The organism is Clostridium sp. 1001271st1 H5, from assembly GCF_005845215.1.
Classification (GTDB): domain Bacteria; phylum Bacillota; class Clostridia; order Lachnospirales; family Lachnospiraceae; genus Enterocloster.
Genome location: NZ_SPHO01000019.1, coordinates 54,612 through 71,621, shown reverse-complemented (window position 1 = coordinate 71,621; position 17,010 = coordinate 54,612). Strand labels below are relative to the sequence as shown.

General features: G+C 52.3%; 15 protein-coding genes and 1 riboswitch. Of the genes, 12 read left to right on the top strand and 3 right to left on the bottom strand.

The window, feature by feature from the left end; translation table 11 throughout:
• Positions 1-56 precede the first annotated feature (56 nt).
• Complete coding sequence (gene spoVG, locus FGS84_RS23375; protein ID WP_138310727.1) at positions 57-344, top strand: septation regulator SpoVG; 288 nt, start codon at positions 57-59, stop codon at positions 342-344.
• A 103-nt stretch (positions 345-447) separates the two neighbouring features.
• The gene (locus FGS84_RS23370; RefSeq protein WP_243130046.1) at positions 448-846 is read left to right on the top strand and encodes a hypothetical protein; all 399 of its coding nucleotides are present in this window, start codon (positions 448-450) and stop codon (positions 844-846) included.
• Between the two features lie 108 nt (positions 847-954).
• On the opposite strand, the gene FGS84_RS23365 is transcribed toward FGS84_RS23370, so the two are convergent.
• The gene (locus tag FGS84_RS23365; protein WP_138310726.1) at positions 955-2,364 is read right to left on the bottom strand and encodes an NAD(P)/FAD-dependent oxidoreductase; all 1,410 of its coding nucleotides are present in this window, start codon (positions 2,362-2,364) and stop codon (positions 955-957) included.
• A gap of 117 nt (positions 2,365-2,481) precedes the next feature.
• Positions 2,482-2,577: riboswitch (purine riboswitch) on the bottom strand.
• Between the two features lie 237 nt (positions 2,578-2,814).
• Here FGS84_RS23365 and FGS84_RS23360 point away from each other — a divergent pair.
• From FGS84_RS23360 to mfd, 3 genes are all read left to right on the top strand, one after another.
• On the top strand, positions 2,815-3,528 hold the full coding sequence (locus FGS84_RS23360; RefSeq protein ID WP_138310725.1) for a biosynthetic peptidoglycan transglycosylase: 714 nt from the start codon (positions 2,815-2,817) through the stop codon (positions 3,526-3,528).
• Between the two features lie 350 nt (positions 3,529-3,878).
• Positions 3,879-4,448 (top strand): aminoacyl-tRNA hydrolase, encoded by a 570-nt coding sequence (gene pth, locus FGS84_RS23355; RefSeq protein ID WP_171042703.1) that lies wholly within the window; start codon positions 3,879-3,881, stop codon positions 4,446-4,448.
• A gap of 18 nt (positions 4,449-4,466) precedes the next feature.
• On the top strand, positions 4,467-8,069 hold the full coding sequence (gene mfd, locus FGS84_RS23350; RefSeq protein WP_138310723.1) for a transcription-repair coupling factor: 3,603 nt from the start codon (positions 4,467-4,469) through the stop codon (positions 8,067-8,069).
• Between the two features lie 144 nt (positions 8,070-8,213).
• Here the strand turns inward: mfd and FGS84_RS23345 are convergent, their stop codons facing one another.
• Positions 8,214-8,528 carry a DUF1622 domain-containing protein gene (locus FGS84_RS23345; RefSeq protein ID WP_138310722.1) on the bottom strand — a complete coding sequence of 105 codons (315 nt, stop codon included), beginning with the start codon at positions 8,526-8,528 and terminating at the stop codon, positions 8,214-8,216.
• Positions 8,529-8,547: 19 nt separating this feature from the next.
• Entirely contained in the window at positions 8,548-8,799 is a 252-nt protein-coding gene (locus tag FGS84_RS23340) for a TM1266 family iron-only hydrogenase system putative regulator (RefSeq protein ID WP_027641985.1), read from the bottom strand.
• Positions 8,800-9,213: 414 nt separating this feature from the next.
• On the opposite strand from FGS84_RS23340, the gene FGS84_RS23335 reads away from it, so the two are divergent.
• Genes FGS84_RS23335 through hydE form a run of 7 tightly spaced genes read left to right on the top strand, consistent with a single transcriptional unit; the run spans position 9,214 to position 16,896 of the window.
• Positions 9,214-9,993 (top strand): nitrogenase iron protein NifH, encoded by a 780-nt coding sequence (locus tag FGS84_RS23335; RefSeq protein WP_138310721.1) that lies wholly within the window; start codon positions 9,214-9,216, stop codon positions 9,991-9,993.
• A complete protein-coding gene (locus FGS84_RS23330) occupies positions 9,986-11,395 on the top strand; it encodes a nitrogenase component 1 (protein WP_138310720.1) in 1,410 nt (469 codons plus the stop codon). The genes FGS84_RS23335 and FGS84_RS23330 overlap by 8 nt, the downstream gene beginning before the upstream one ends.
• A complete protein-coding gene (locus tag FGS84_RS23325) occupies positions 11,392-12,699 on the top strand; it encodes a nitrogenase component 1 (protein ID WP_347563876.1) in 1,308 nt (435 codons plus the stop codon). The genes FGS84_RS23330 and FGS84_RS23325 overlap by 4 nt, the downstream gene beginning before the upstream one ends.
• Before the next feature lie 17 nt (positions 12,700-12,716).
• Positions 12,717-13,979: an ABC transporter substrate-binding protein gene (locus tag FGS84_RS23320; protein ID WP_138310718.1), complete on the top strand. Its 1,263-nt coding sequence runs from the start codon at positions 12,717-12,719 to the stop codon at positions 13,977-13,979.
• Positions 13,980-14,024: 45 nt separating this feature from the next.
• Positions 14,025-15,044: an iron ABC transporter permease gene (locus FGS84_RS23315; protein WP_138310717.1), complete on the top strand. Its 1,020-nt coding sequence runs from the start codon at positions 14,025-14,027 to the stop codon at positions 15,042-15,044.
• Positions 15,041-15,850, top strand: coding sequence for an ABC transporter ATP-binding protein (locus FGS84_RS23310; protein WP_138310716.1), 810 nt, complete (start codon positions 15,041-15,043; stop codon positions 15,848-15,850). Before FGS84_RS23315 ends, FGS84_RS23310 begins: the two co-directional genes overlap by 4 nt.
• Entirely contained in the window at positions 15,850-16,896 is a 1,047-nt protein-coding gene (gene hydE / locus FGS84_RS23305; protein WP_138310768.1) for a [FeFe] hydrogenase H-cluster radical SAM maturase HydE, read from the top strand. Before FGS84_RS23310 ends, hydE begins: the two co-directional genes overlap by 1 nt.
• Positions 16,897-17,010 lie beyond the last annotated feature (114 nt).

The following is a 17,010-nucleotide window of genomic DNA, read 5'->3' as shown; positions in this document are numbered from 1 at the left end:
CGCACGGGGAGCGCAGAGCGGGGGACCGGCGGGATAAGACGGAAGGGGTAGAAAACATGCAGGTTACAGACGTGAGAGTGAGACGGGTTGAAAAGGAAGGCAAGATGAAAGCAATTGTTTCCATCACACTGGACAATGAATTCGTCATTCATGACATCAAGGTAATAGAGGGGGAGAAGGGTTTATTCATAGCCATGCCAAGCCGCAAGGCGGCGGACGGAGAGTACCGCGACATTGCTCATCCGATTAACTCCAACACAAGGGATATGATTCAGACCATTATTCTGAATAAGTATGAGACAACCTTGCTGGAGAATGAGGCGGCAGAGGATGGGATGGCATAAGATACATACAGAACAATGAGTGGGAGCTGTTTCCGGATAACCAATGTGAACCGGGACAGCTCTTGTTTTTTGTGTTGGCCTGTGCAATATCTGGCTGAGCCGCTTGAGAAGCGGGCTGAAGCCGGAAGAAGATATTGAAGTACTGGTAAAGGAATATAAGGGGAAGGAACAAAATCCCCTGTACGAGACTGCCATGGACTTAATCATGCGGGCAAACTGGGAAACATGTCAGGAGGTGGATAAGATGTGTGATGCTCTGCGGGAACTTTTTGCAGATGAGCTGGAGGAACGGGAAAACAAAGGAATTGAAAAGGGATTGGAGCGGGGGAAGATGGCAAAATTGATAAACCAGGTCATGCGGAAACGGGAGAGGGGGCAGTCCGCTGCCAGGATTGCTGAGGACTTAATGGAGCCGGAAGAGGTGGTGCAGAAGTTATATGATTTGATTGGGCGCTATCCTGACTCTGATGCGGAGTCTATATCAGCGCATATAAAAGGTTGATTATACAGCAAAAAACGTTTGGAGTCCTCTTGATAATTAGGGGGTTCCAAACGTTTTGGTATTATGTGGTTTTGGGCGAGTATGACCGTGTATGCCGGACAGGGCCTGTTATGCTTCCATCTGCTTCAGGATACTCCTGGCCACGCTGATGCCGTTGGCGGAAGCCTGCTGCAGCCCTCTGGTAACGGATGCGCCGTCTCCAATCGCCCGCAGTCCTCTGATGCTGGTTTCAAAGTCAGCGTTTACCACTACTTTATTGGAGTAGAACTTGACCTCCACGCCGTAGAGCAAGGTTTCGTCGCTGGCAATTCCGGGAGTCACCTTGTCCAGGGCCAGCAGCATTTCCTTGATATCCGTCATGATGCGGTGAGGGAATACCAGGGACAGGTCGCCGGGTACTGCATCCTTCAGTGTGGGAATCAGGTTGTTGCGGCAGAGGCGTTCCTCTGTGGTCCGGCGGCCTCTCTGGAAGTCTCCGAAGGTCTGGACCATAATCCTCCCGCCGCAGAGCATATTGGACAGCTGGGCAATATGCTTGCCGTACTCAATGGGCTCGTTGAAGGGCTTGGTAAAGTTCTTGCTCACCAGAAGGGCAAAGTTGGTATTATTAGTCTTATACTCCTTGGATTTGTATGCATGGCCGTTTACCACTGCAAGGCCGTTTTCATAGTATTCTGTGGCCACTTCTCCGGATGGATTGGTGCAGAAGGTGCGGACCTTGTCGTCAAAGGTAGGGGTATAGTATACAAGCTTGGCCTCGTACAGGTTCTCGTTTAAGAACTTCATGACCTCATCCCGGACCTCCACACGGACGCCTATGTCCACGGTGCCTACCTGGGTCTGGATTCCGTGATTGCCGCAGATATGAGAGAACCAGTCAGAACCCTCCCGTCCAATGGCCGAAACCACCTCAGGCGCATAGTAGGTTTCATCCTTGTCTGTAATGATACCCTTTACGGTATTGCCTTCAATGATGATGTCCCTGACCATGGTGTTAAACTCCATGGTAATGCCCTGGGCCAGAAGATGTTCCTGGAGGCGGGTATAAATTTTATAGCCTTCCTCTGTTCCCAGGTGGCGGATGGGGCATTCAATCAGCTTTAAGTTAGCCCCAATGGCTTTGCGGCGGATTTCTTCTATTTCGTTCTGTTTGTCCACGCCGTATACATTGGTATCAGCGCCGAATTTTAAGTAGATGTTGTCAGATTCCTTTAAGAGTTCAACGGTTTTATCATAACCCAGGATTTCCGGAAGGTTGCCGCCTACGTCTGGGGAAAGGGACAGCTTGCCGTCTGAAAATGCACCGGCGCCGGCAAAACCAGTGGTAATGGAGCAGGGCTTGCAGCCCACGCATACCTTGGTGGTACGTTTTGGACAAACCCTCTTTTCAATGGGACGTCCTTTCTCCACCATGAGGATTTTCATGTCAGGTTTCTTCTGGATTAACTCATACGCGCAGAAGATGCCGGAAGGACCTGCGCCAATAATGATTACGTCGTAATTTGTGGTTGGATTCATAGGGAAACTCCTTTCTTTCACTGCCTGATTTGCCTGGTTTCGCGGAATGCCTTAGGATACGGTACATCCGGCGTTCCCTGGCCCTTTAAAATCCATTCCAGGGCACAAAAAAAACCAGTATGCAAAATAGAAGCATGTAGTCAACTATTCCGGTAGCTGGTAGAAACGTTCATCCAATCATGAACTTATACAGGCATCACAACGGTTATAGTTTAGCATAGTATGAGGCGTTATGCAAGGGCGGAACGCCTTAAAATACCTGTGTATGAGGGGCTCAAATCCTTAAGAAAAACCAATCAGACCTTTAGAAAAAATTTCATAAATAGTCAGAGAATAGTCACGGTATGTTAAGGCAAATTCAAAGATTATTGCATTCTCTTGTGATATGATACATATATGAGATAAGATGGTTCCACAATACAGGATTCAGAAGAGAAAGCGGGTGAAAGGATGAAGGTGCGTACAGGTATAAAATGGGTGGCAGCGGTCATGTTTACGGTGGCGCTGTGTTTCTGCGTGACAGTGGCTGCCAAGGGCTACGGAATGTACCGGGAGGCCATGGACAGCGTCAGCCTTGAGGATAAGGTGGCGTCCATACGTGCTAAGGAGAACTATACCACCTTTGACCAGCTTCCTGAGATTTATGTGGATGCAGTGCTGTCCGTGGAGGACCACAGATTCTATAACCATCCGGGAATCGACGTCATTGCCATTGGAAGGGCTGTATTTAATGATATAAAGGCAGGAGCCTTTGTGGAAGGCGGAAGCACGGTGACTCAGCAGCTGGCTAAGAACATGTATTTCAGCCAGGAAAAGGAACTGGTCCGCAAGGTGGCGGAGGTCCTGGTGGCATTTGATTTAGAACGGAATTACAGCAAGAATGAGATTCTGGAGCTGTATGTCAATACGATTTATTACGGGAACGGGTATTATTGCGTAAAGGATGCCAGCATGGGCTATTTCGGCAAAGAGCCTGAGGACATGACGGATTATGAGAGCACATTGCTGGCAGGGATTCCCAACGCACCATCCTGCTATGCGCCCACTGTGAGCCAGGAGCTGGCGGCCAGACGGCAGCAGCAGGTTTTGGACCGCCTGGTGGAATGCGGATATTTTACAGAGGAACGGGCTTTGGAAACAATGGCAGTGGGAAGCAGCCTGTGACGGCGGGAGCATGAGCTGCAGACAGGTATCGCGGCTGGCGGGTGCAGACTGGAAAATTAAAAGAACGGCAGATGGAGGAAAGAGGCCTCCATCTGCTTTACATTTTAAGCGTAATCTGATAGAATGAGGGAACGGAAAAAAGCGTTAGATACCCCATGTGGTGTGTATCTAACGCTTTAAGGCGTGTTTTGAATAATAGGAAGATATTGGGAAATGCAAAGGGAATGAGTAAGACAAATCATAAAACTGGAAGGTAAAGTGGCGGGAATATGAGCGGAATATGGGAGAGAATAAAAGAGCGGCTGGGATTTGGAAAGAAAGCGGAAGGCCGTAAGGAGGACGACAAGGTGATGTATATCATTGCAGGTTTGGGCAATCCCACCAGGGAGTATGAAAAGACAAGACATAATGTGGGATTTGAGGTCATAGACGTGCTGGCGGACCGCCTGGGCACCACTGTGGAGGAGAAAAAATTTAAGGGTTGTTACGGAAGAGGAATCATCGGCGGACAGAAGGTGCTGCTCTTAAAGCCCCAGACCTTTATGAATCTGAGCGGTGAGAGCGTAAGGGCGGCAGCTGATTTCTATAAAGTGGACCCGGAACATATTATTATTGTATATGATGATATCAGCCTGGATGTGGGACAGCTGCGAATCCGGAAAAAGGGCAGCGCAGGAGGCCATAATGGGATTAAGAATATCATTGCCCACCTGGGAACCCAGGAGTTCCCACGCATTAAGGTGGGAGTGGGCGATAAACCTAAGAAAATGGACCTGGCTGACTATGTTTTAAGCCGGTTCTCCAAGGAGGACAGGGCTGTCATGGAAAATGCGTTTAAGGAAGCGGCCGGGGCAGTGGAGATGATGATTACGCAGGGCGCTGACGCGGCAATGAATCAGTTTAACGGCCACAAGGGTTGATAAGGGGTGCAGGGATAAATGGAAAATCCATTATTGGAATTACAGGAATATGATAATCTGGTTCAGGCGTTGAAATCCGGAAAGGGACCGTTACAGGTAACCGGGACCCTGGATTCCCAGAAAGTACATCTGATGTATGAACTGGGGGAGGCCAGTGCGTTTGCCTGGAAACTGGTGGTCACCTATGATGATACCAGGGCCAAGGAAATCTATGATGATTTCCGCAGCTTTACCAGCCAGGTATGGCTGTATCCCGCCAAGGACCTGCTGTTTTACAGCGCTGACATTCATGGAAATCTGATGACCAGGCAGAGGATTGCTGTGCTGCGCCACCTTATGGAGGACAAAGAGGGGGTAGTGGTTACCACCATGGATGGTCTTATGGACCATCTGCTGCCTCTCAAATATCTGAGGGAGCAGTCAATATCGGTGGAGAGCGGACAGGTAATTGATTTGGATGTCTGGAAGGAACGTCTGGTTGCCATGGGCTATGAGAGGATGGCCCAGGTAGACGGGATGGGCCAGTTCTCCATCAGAGGCGGAATCGTGGACATTTTTCCGCTGACCGAGGAAGTACCGGTGCGTATTGAGCTGTGGGATGATGAGGTGGACTCCATCCGGACCTTTGACCTGGAGAGCCAGCGTTCGGTGGAGCAGTTAGAGAACATTACCATATATCCGGCTGCGGAAGTAGTATTGTCTGGGGACCAGCTGGCGGACGGAATCAGAAGGCTGGAAACGGAAGAAAAGGCATATGAGAAGGCATTAAGGGAGCAGCATAAGCCGGAGGAAGCCCACAGAATCCACACCATTATCGAAGAACTGAGAAACGGCCTGGATGAGGGATGGAGGATTGGCGGGCTGGATGCCTATATCCGGTATTTCTGCCCGGATACGGTTTCCTTCCTGGAATATTTCCCCCAGGGGGAAAGCGTGATTTACCTGGATGAGCCTGCCAGGTTAAAGGAAAAGGGCGAAATCGTGGAGCTGGAATTCAGGGAAAGCATGGTGCACAGGCTGGAAAAGGGCTATCTGCTGCCGGGCCAGACCGAGCTTCTGTATCCGGCTGCTGAGGTCCTGGCCAGAATACAGAAGCCCGTTGCAGTCATGCTTACGGGATTGGACCAGAAGCTTCCGGGTATGAAGGTAAACCGGAAATTCAGTATTGATGTCAAGAATGTGAACTCATACCAGAACAGCTTTGAGATGCTTATCAAGGATTTGACCAGGTGGAAGAAGGAAGGATACAGGGTTATCCTGCTGTCCGCATCCAGAACCAGGGCCAGCAGGCTTGCCAGTGACCTGAGGGAATACGGCCTGAGGGCTTATTGCCCGGATGTGCGGGCTGCCGAAAGGGGAGATTCCCCAGGTGAGGAAAATGTCATACCGGAATCCGGGAATACGGATTCGGCGGGCGCTGCCGTCCACAAGGTTCAGCCGGGAGAGATACTGGTTACCTACGGCAATCTCCACCGCGGATTCGAATATCCTCTTTTGAAGTTTGTATTTATCACAGAAGGCGATATGTTCGGCGTGGAGAAAAAGCGGAAGCGCCGGAAAAAAACAAATTACCAGGGCAAGGCCATCCAGAGCTTCTCAGAACTGTCGGTGGGGGATTATGTGGTCCACGAGGAACACGGACTGGGCATCTATAAGGGCATAGAGAAGGTCGAGCGGGATAAGGTCATTAAGGACTATATCAAGATTGAGTACGGCGACGGAGGCAATCTCTATCTGCCGGCCACCCGTCTGGAGAGTATCCAGAAATACGCAGGGGCAGAGGCCAAGAAACCCAAGCTCAACAAGCTGGGAGGAACTGAGTGGAATAAAACCAAGACCAGGGTCCGGGGAGCTGTCCAGGAGATTGCCAAGGATTTGGTGAAGCTTTATGCGGCGCGCCAGGAGAAGGCCGGATTCCAGTACGGGACAGATACGGTGTGGCAGAGAGAGTTTGAGGAGCTGTTTCCCTATGATGAAACCGATGACCAGATGGATGCCATTGACGCGGTAAAGAAGGACATGGAGAGCAGGAGAATCATGGACCGGCTCATATGCGGTGATGTGGGGTACGGCAAGACAGAGGTGGCTCTGAGGGCGGCATTTAAGGCGGTACAGGACAGTAAGCAGGTGGTGTACCTGGTGCCTACCACGATTCTGGCCCAGCAGCATTACAATACATTCGTACAGAGGATGAAGGATTTCCCGGTGCGGGTGGATATGCTGTCCAGGTTCTGTACGCCTGCCAGACAGAAAAGAACACTGGAAGACCTTCGCAAGGGAATGGTGGACATTGTCATCGGGACCCACCGGGTCCTGTCCAAGGATATGCAGTTTAAGGACCTGGGGCTGCTGATTATTGACGAGGAGCAGCGGTTTGGCGTTGCCCATAAGGAGAAAATCAAGCATCTGAAGGAAAATGTGGATGTGCTTACCCTGACAGCCACGCCAATTCCCAGGACCCTCCATATGAGCCTGGCAGGCATACGCGACATGAGCGTGCTGGAGGAGCCGCCGGTGGACCGGACGCCCATCCAGACCTATGTGATGGAGTACAATGAGGAGATGGTGCGGGAGGCAATCAACCGTGAGCTGGCAAGAAACGGTCAGGTGTATTATGTATACAATCGTGTGACGGATATTGATGAGGTGGCTGGCCGTGTGCAGGCCCTTGTGCCGGATGCAGTGGTTACATTTGCCCATGGACAGATGCGGGAGCATGAGCTGGAACGGATTATGGCTGATTTTATCAATGGAGAGATTGATGTGCTGGTGTCCACCACCATCATTGAAACCGGTCTGGATATACCCAATGCCAACACCATGATTATCCACGATGCGGACCGCATGGGACTGTCCCAGCTGTATCAGCTGAGAGGCCGTGTGGGGCGCTCCAACAGGACTTCCTATGCCTTTCTCATGTACAAGAGGGATAAACTTCTGAGGGAGGAGGCGGAGAAGCGTCTCCAGGCCATCCGGGAATTTACGGAACTGGGTTCCGGAATCAAGATTGCCATGCGGGACCTGGAAATCCGGGGCGCGGGCAATGTACTGGGCGCGGAGCAGCACGGACACATGGAGGCTGTGGGGTATGATTTGTACTGCAAAATGCTGAACCAGGCCGTGCTGGCTCTTAAGGGAGAGACATTGGAGGAGGATTCCTACGAAACCGTTGTGGAATGCGATATCGATGCATACATTCCCGGACGTTATATCAAGAATGAATACCAGAAGCTGGATATCTACAAACGTATCTCTGCCATTGAGACAGAGGAAGAATATATGGATATGCAGGATGAGCTTATGGACCGGTTCGGGGATATACCCCGCAGTGTGGAGAACCTGCTTAAGATAGCGGCCATCAGGGCCCTGGCCCACCGGGCATATGTGACAGAAGTGGTGATTAACCGCCAGGAGGTAAGGCTTACCATGTATCAGAAGGCAAAGCTCCAGGTGGAAAAGATTCCGGACCTGGTCAGGTCTTACAAAGGGGACCTGAAGCTGGTGCCCGCAGATGTGCCCTCCTTCCACTATATTGACAGGAGGAATAAGAACCAGGACAGCCTTGAGATGATGGGCAGGGCGGAAGAAATACTGAAGGGTATGTGCGGGATTCGTCTATAGAGGACTATGGAGGCCCTTGTGGCAGGGGAAGCGGCAGAGGGCAGAGCATTAACCGGTTTTACTCCCCCAGTTCATACCATGACACAAGAAAGACCGCGCTAAGCGGGGAGATATTTTCCCTGCAGCGCGGTCTTACTGTGTGTATCAGGCCCGTTCCTCTTCCTTGATTTCCCAGTGAATCAGGAAGGTAAGGGCGGCTCTCAGGGCAATGATGCCGGCCACGATTCCTATTTCCTTCCACTCCCGGACCACGACCGTGCGCAGGATTTCGCTTCCCATTTTGAATTCCAGTCCCATGGCCAGGCCCTTTGCCAGATAAATCTTGGTGTCCGGGGACTTGCGGAGGAATTTAAGGAAACTTGTGAGGCCTGAGTATATGATGATGCCCACGCCGATAAATTCAAATATAATGATTGCGATGTTTGCTACCAGGGACAGCAGCCATTCCAAATGTTCCATGGGGTTCCTTCCCTTTCTTTTATTTGTTGACCGGCACCTGAATGGATTTCACCTTTACACCGTCTACCTTTCCCAGGTCCCCGGCAAAGGAACTGATTTGGTTCTGGGTTCCGTGAAGAACCACGCTGATGACGGAGACCCCGTAATCCCGGCAGGGAACGCCCAGACGGGCAATAATCAGACTGGACTGAAGGTGGAATTTTTCGTTTACCGTTGCCACAGAGTCAGGGTTGCTTATGATACAGCTGATAACAGCCAGACGGTCTTCCATAAAGTATAACCTCCCTTATTGTTTTTTACCCGGCAGGGCTCTGCAAAAATCAGATGCACACCCATATGCGGGCCGCGGTTGTCTGTGGTTATGATATCATGGGTCCCGGCCTTTCGTAAAGCCTAATAAAATGCGCAGGACAAGATATTTTTTTAACCCTTGCTTTTTCACGGGAGCTGGAATATGATGGTAGTAACTAAATAGAACCTTTCTCTGATGCGAAGCAACCCTGAGATAAAGAGAGAGCGGAACTGTCCTGGCTGTGCAGGCGCCGGTTTGTGTTATTTTCCGGTGTGCGCTGTTTGTGGGTGTGGCTTATGTGCCTGCAGCGGAAGCCGTGACTTGTTGATTATATCCTCTCTCTGAATTTCAGAGAGAGGTTTTTTATTTCAAGAACAGAGGGGAAGGAAAGATATGTTAAAGATAGCGGTTTACGGAAAAGGCGGAATCGGAAAGTCCACCATCTCATCTAATTTGTCAGTGGCCCTGGCGGAGCGGGGGTACAAAGTAATGCAGATAGGCTGCGACCCAAAGGCGGATTCCACCATACAGCTTCATCAGGGACGGGCCGTGGCCTCCATCCTGGATATAATCCGGGCAAAGGGAGATAAGGCGGGTCTGGACGAGCTGGTGACAGAGGGAAGCAAGGGTGTGCTCTGCGCTGAGGCAGGAGGACCTACCCCTGGCATGGGGTGCGCCGGGCGGGGAATCATCACTGCCTTTGAGGCATTGGAGGAGAGAAATGCATTTGAGGTTTATAAGCCGGACGTGGTCATTTATGATGTGCTGGGCGATGTTGTCTGCGGCGGGTTTGCCATGCCCATCCGGGAGGGGTATGCGGACAAGGTATTTATTGTTACATCCGGGGAAAACATGGCCATCTATGCGGCCGCCAATATTGCCACAGCAGTGAAATCCTTTGAGGCCAGAGGGTATGCCAGCCTGGGAGGCATCCTCCTTAACCGCAGAGGCGTGAAGCGGGAACAGGAAAAGGTGGAGGAGCTGGCAGAGGATATGGGAACGGAAATCATAGCTTCCCTGGATTACAGCTCCCTGGTGGGAGAGGCGGAGGAGCTTGGAAAGACGGTCATGGAAGCTTATCCGGACAGCGGCATTGCGGGTCAGTACAGGAAAATGGCGGATGCTGTTCTCGCGGCCTGCGGGGAGGAAGAGGTGAAGAGAGCCTATGCTTAAGAAACTGCATGAATGTGCCGGGGAGGGGATAGCCGGGCGGAGCATAACCGGGCAGAATAGAACCGGACAGAGTACAGCAGGCCAGGACGCGGCCCTTGCGCTGTCCCAGGTGGACAGCCTGGCCCCGTTTACCTACGGATTGGAGTACAGCGCCCCGGCCAGGGGAGGATGGACCATTGTGCATATCGGGATGCTGCTGCCGGAGAGCCACCAGGTGTTCGTGTGTGCCCAGAGCTGCCTGCGGGGCGTTGTATTGTCTGCTGCAGAGCTGAATGACAGCCGCCGTTTTTCCACTATATCCGTGGATGAGGAGTCGGTGCTGGAGGGGAACTGTGAGGATATCATCATTGAGGGCGTGACCCATATCCTGGAGGGTCTGCCGGTGCTGCCAAGGGCCCTGCTGCTGTTTACCAGCTGTATCCATCATTTTCTTGGAACAGATATGAAAATGGTATTCCGGGAGCTGAACACACGGTTTCCGCAGGTGGGCTTCGTGCAGTGCTGGATGAACCCCATTATGAGAAAGACAAAGATGCCGCCGGACCCGTTCATGAGAAAACAGCTGTATTCCCTGTTAAAGCCGGCAGATATGCACAGGCAGCAGATAAATATCATTGGCAATAACCTGGCCATGGGAAGGAGCTCAGAGCTGCACACTATATTGGAAAAAAACGGATTTTTCCTAAAAGATATATGCACCTGCCGGGACTTCGGGGAATATGAGGCCATGGCATCATCGCGGCTCAATCTGGTGACAAATCCGCTGGGGCGTCCTGCTGCGAAGGAACTCAGTGAGCGCCTGGGACAGGAGTGGGTCTATCTGCCGGTGAGCTATGACTGGGAACAGATAAGGGAGCACTGGAAATGCCTGTCGGATTTGCTGGAACTGGACTTTAATGCGGTGTGGAAAGACGGGGAACTGGACCAGCTGTGGCAGAAGGCGGAGACGGCCCTTGAAACGCTTGCAAGGAAACTGGAGGGATGGTCGGTGGCCATTGACTATACGGTTTCTTCCAGACCGCTGGGAATGGCCAGGCTGTTTGTGAAATGCGGTTTCCGGGTGGAACGGATTTATGCGGATACCATATCGCCGGAGGAGGAGGATACGCTTGCCTGGCTGAAAGAACATTGTCCCCGGATGCTGCTCTGTCCCACGGTGTACCACAAGATGGCGGTGCTTCCCAGGACATGGCATCAGGAAAAGGGAGGAAAAGTGCTGGCAGTGGGACAGAAGGCTGCCTATTTCACAGGAACGCCTTATTTTGTAAACATGGTGGAGGACGGAGGACTGTACGGTTACGGCGGCATCCTGGAGCTGTCCGCCATGATGGAGGAGGCTGCCAGGGAAGAAAAGGATACGGAAAAACTGATACAGGTAAAAGGATGGGGGTGCTGCTGTTGAAACGGACAAACCGGATTCTGCCGGTATATGCGGCAGATATATCAGGGGTCTGCTCGGCCCTGTATGAGCTGGGCGGAATGACGGTGATGCATGATGCTTCAGGCTGTAATTCCACCTATACCACCCACGATGAGCCCAGATGGTACTCCATGGACAGCATGGTGTATATTTCGGCTCTGTCGGAGCTGGAAGCAGTCATGGGGGATGACGGAAAGCTGGTGCAGGATATTGTGGACGCTGCAGCGAATCTTCATCCGGCGTTCATATGTATGGGAGGAACCCCGATTCCCATGATGATGGGGACTGACTTTAAGGGAATTGCCAGGATGATTGAAAAACAGACCGGTATCCCAACCTTCGGCATTGCCACCAATGGAATGCACTCCTATGTCCGCGGGGCAGGGGAGGCGCTGAGGCAGATTGTGAAACGGTTCTGTCCGCCCGGAGCGGAGCTGCAAAAGCTGGCGGGAAATACAGGCAGCCCGGACGGAACCAGCCGCAAGGGGACGGAACGGGAGCATGCCCTGAGGGTGAATGTCCTGGGCGTTACCCCGCTGGATTTTTCACTTACGGGAAATACTGCCAGACTAAAGGATTTTCTCAGTGACCATGGAATGGAGAACGGGGGCTGCTGGGCCATGGAAAGCAGTCTGGATGAACTGCGTCTGGCCGGCCTGGCAGACGTAAATCTGGTGGTATCAGCAGCGGGGCTGCCTGCGGCCGGAGCGTTAAAGGAGCTGTACGGAATACCTTACGTGGTGGGAACACCTGTGGGAAGATTGACATCTGAACGGCTGGCAGGGTATATCAGGCAGGCGGCGGAAGCAGGTGAGAACCGCTGTTTGTTTGAACATGCTGAAAATGCGCTGCAGCCGGATTCAAATTCGCTTCAGCCGGAGGCCGGTTCCGCCGGGGCTGCCCGGCCTGACCTGGGGCTTTCCGGGCTGCCGGATGATTTGTCCGGTGAGAGGGTACTTATAATCGGGGAACAGGTCATTGCCGGTTCCCTGCGGTGCAGCCTGAGGGAGGAATTTGGAGCTGACCAGGTGACGGTGCTTTGTCCGGCCGGAGGAGAGAAGGACCTGGCCATGGAAGGAGATATCATTGACTGGGATGAGGATGAAGTTATTTCCGGTATAGCGGAGAGTACGGTTGTGGTGGCTGACCCCTTATACCGTCAGGTATGCCCTGCTGACAGAAATAGGGTGTTTGTGGATTTTCCCCATGAGGCATGTTCAGGCAGAATGTATCACAGCATTATGAAGCCCTTTGTGTGCTCTTTGAATTGTTCCGGGGAAAAATAAATGGAGGAAGAGGTATTATGAAAAAGCTAACAGCAATCATTTTAGGTGTGTGTCTTGGGGCAGCAGGACTTTCTGGCTGCCAGTCCGGGGCACCGGGGGCGTCTGCCCCAGGCGGTCAGGCTGCAGAAAGTCAGCGTCAGGAGGACAAGGGACAGAATGACAAGGGACAGAATGACAGCGGTCAGAACCCTGATGAGGGCCAGAGTGCAGACAAGGGCCGGAGGGAACCGCAGACCTCCCGGTCCGCCGGCACAGTGGTCATAACAGACCATGCAGGCAATCAGGTGGAGATACCCGGGGAAGTGAACCGGGTGGTGGTTACGGATATACTGCCGCTTCCCTCCATCATCACCGTGTTCCTGGGGTCCGGGGAAAAGATAGTGGGAATGGCCCCCGCCAGCATGAGCGCTGCCAAAACAGGGCTTTTGGGAGAGCTGTTTCCCGACATCCTGGATGCCAGTACGGATTTCATGAACGGCAGCGACATCAACATGGAAGAACTCATGAAGCTGGAACCGGATGTGGTATTTTACAATGCAGGCAGCAAGGAAATAGGGGAGGCCCTGCGCTCTGCCGGATTTGCGGCAGTTGCAGTATCTGTAAATAAATGGAATTACGACAGCATAGAGACGTATGACCAGTGGATTGGCCTGCTGAGCCGGATTTTTCCGGAGAAGGGGGATACATCGGAGCGGGTGTCCCAATACAGCCAGAAGGTATATGAGGATATCCAGAGCAAGGTGTCAGGATTAAAGGATGAGGAGAGGAAGAATATCCTGTTCCTGTTTAATTACAGCGATACCACCATGGTGACCTCAGGCAGGAAATTTTTCGGTCAGTTCTGGTGCGACGCAGTGGGCGGACGCAATGTGGCTGAAGGCGTGGCAGCGGAGAATTCCAATGCAGTCATCAACATGGAACAGGTATATGAGTGGAATCCGGACATTATATTCATCACCAATTTTACCCCGGTCCAGCCTGAGGACCTCTATGAAAATGCAGTGGGACAGGATGACTGGAGTCCGGTAAAAGCAGTGCAGGACAAACAGGTATACAAGCTTCCCCTGGGAACCTACCGGAGCTATACGCCCAGCACGGATACGCCCATGACTCTTTTGTGGATGGCAAAACAGGTATATCCGGACCTGTTCCCGGATGTGGATATCACCCGGGAGGTAAAGAATTATTATGAGGAAATGTACGGTGTGGAGCTGAGCAGCCAGCAGGTACAGAGGATGTACCATCCTGGCCGGGAGGCAGCGGCCGGGTATAAGAAATAGGTGCCCGGGCATATTACCAGAACTATATGAGGATGGAACATAACCATGAGTGGAAGTAAACAAACGTGGAACCGGTACTGGACCCTGGGTTCCCTGGCAGTGATTTTTGCAGCTGCAGCTGCAGCTATGGCAATCGGACGTTTTACCATTGCTCCAAAGGAGCTGGCAGCCGTGCTGATACCGGGCTCCTTTCCCGGCGTCCAGGTGTCGGACCAGGTAAGGACGGTCATATCCAATATCCGTTTTCCAAGGGTGGTGCTGGCCCTATTGTCCGGAGCAGGACTGGCTGCTGCCGGGGCAGCATTCCAGGGGCTGTTTGCCAACCCCCTGGCCACCCCGGATACCTTGGGAGCTGCCAACGGGGCCTCCTTTGGCGCTGTCCTGGGTATCCTGTTAGGCCTTCCGGCCTTTGGCATACAGACTCTTGCCATGGCGGCCGGGGTGGCGGCCGTGCTTATGGCCTGGAGCGTGGCCCAGGTCAGGGGGACCATACCTCCGCTGATGGTCATACTGGCAGGCATGGTGGTCAGCTCCCTGTTTTCCGCCCTGGTATCCCTGGTAAAATATGCGGCGGACCCACAGGACGTGCTTCCGTCCATCACCTACTGGCTCATGGGCAGCATGGCATCCACCACCAGGACCACCCTTCTTATGGGGGCGCCCTTTATCATTGCGGGAAGTCTGCTTTTGTTCCTTTTGAGATGGAAACTCAATACCATGTCCCTTCCTGAGGACGAGGCAAAGTCCCTGGGCATTCCGGTGAAGAGAATCCGGAGCCTTGTAATTCTGGGGGCAGCCATGGTGACTGCGGCCGTGGTTTCCATGTGCGGGCAGATTGGGTGGGTAGGGCTTCTCATACCCCATATGGTGCGTATGATATTCGGAAATGACAACCGCTCCGTGGTACCCGCCAGCATGGCGTCGGGGGCTCTGTTCATGCTTATCATAGATACTGCGGCCAGGTCGGTAATGGCCACGGAAATACCTGTATCCATATTGACATCCCTTATAGGAGCGCCCTGTTTCATATTGCTGCTCAGAAAGACAGGAGGTATCCGTTTATGATATTTGAGGTGAAGGACGGGGGATTTGGTTATTCCTCCAATGATTGTATACTGGAACATGTGAATGTTTCCCTGGATGAGCCCCAGGTGCTGTCCATCCTGGGGGCCAACGGCGCAGGCAAGACCACCCTGCTTAAATGTATGCTGGGCCTTCTGGAATGGAAAACAGGAGGAACCTTTGTGGACGGCGTCAACATAAGGGACATACCGTATAACCAGCTGTGGCGGAAGGTGGGATACGTACCCCAGGCAAAGGCGTCTGCCTTTGCCTACAGCACAGAGGAAATGGTGCTTTTGGGGAGAAATGCGCATCTGGGCACCTTCGGGCAGCCTAAAAAGAGGGACTGGGAAATAGCAGGAGACTGTATGGAAGAGATTGGAATCGGATATCTTAAGGGTAAGCTCTGCAGCCATATAAGCGGCGGGGAACTGCAGATGGTTCTTATTGCCAGGGCACTGGCGACGAATCCGTCCATCCTTGTGCTGGATGAACCGGAATCCAACCTGGATTTCAGGAACCAGCTCATTGTACTGGAAACCATTGAACGTCTGTGCAGGGAAAAACATATATCCGCCGTGGTCAACACCCATTATCCGGAACACGCCCTTTCCATATCCCAAAAAGCGCTGCTGCTCACTTCCCATGGCACTACCCTGTTTGGACCCACAGATGAGATACTCAGCGAGGAACACCTTAATGAGGCGTTTGGGGTGGAGGTCAGGCTGTATCCGCTGAAACTCAGGAACAGGACATATACCTGTGTCCTGCCTGTGGGATTAAAAGATAAAATGGAGAGAGGTGCATGATGGAGCAGGTGACCACACTGGTGGATAAGTTGGCAAAAACCCATATGCTGTCCCGGGAGGAATTTATTTTCCTGCTGGATAACATAGGGGAGGAGGAATCCTATCTGTATGAAAAAGCCAGGGAAGCTGCCCTGGCTAATTACGGGAACCGGATTTATGTACGCGGTCTGATGGAATTTACTAATTACTGTAAAAATGACTGCTACTATTGCGGTATCCGGCGGAGCAACCAGAAGGCGTCCCGTTACAGGCTGTCGCCGGAACAGATTATGGAGTGCTGCCGGATTGGCTATGGACTGGGGTTTCGGACCTTTGTGTTCCAGGGAGGCGAGGACCCATGGTTTACGGATGAGAAGATAGCCTATCTGGTGGAGCGCATCAAACAGCAGTACCCGGACTGTGCGGTTACTCTGTCTGTGGGGGAGAAGGGGTACAGTACTTACAAGCGGTGGTTTGATGCGGGGGCGGACCGTTATCTGCTGCGCCATGAGACAGCTAATCCATGCCATTATGCCAGTCTCCATCCCCCTCAGATGTCTTCTGAATACAGGAAGGAGTGCCTGCAGAACCTGAAGGCCATTGGATATCAGACCGGCTGCGGAATCATGGCGGGCTCGCCCTATCAGACAACGGCCCATATTGCGGAGGACCTGGAATTCATGCACGGCCTTCAGCCGGAGATGGTGGGAATCGGACCGTTCATCCCCCATCATGATACTCCTTTTAAGGACAGGCCCGCCGGAAGCCTCCGCCAGACTCTTTTGCTGCTGGCCATTGTACGGCTTATGCTTCCGGATGTGCTGCTGCCAGCCACCACAGCCCTGGGAACCATTGAACCGGACGGCAGGGAACAGGGGGTGATGGCAGGGGCCAATGTGGTGATGCCCAACCTGTCTCCCCTGGAAGTGCGGAAAAAGTATATGCTTTATGATAATAAAATCAGCACGGGAGTGGAAGCCGCAGCCAATATTAAAGAATTAAAGCGCAGGATGGCATCCATCGGGTATGAGGTTGTGACAGACCGGGGCGACCACAAAAAAATATAAAGGCAGTTACAGCCCTTTGAATCTTCATAATTACTTTGAAGGTTACTTTAAGTATAAATTCCTCTGTTTTACAGATACTACATTTACGGGCAACAAAGAAGATAAATGACAGAA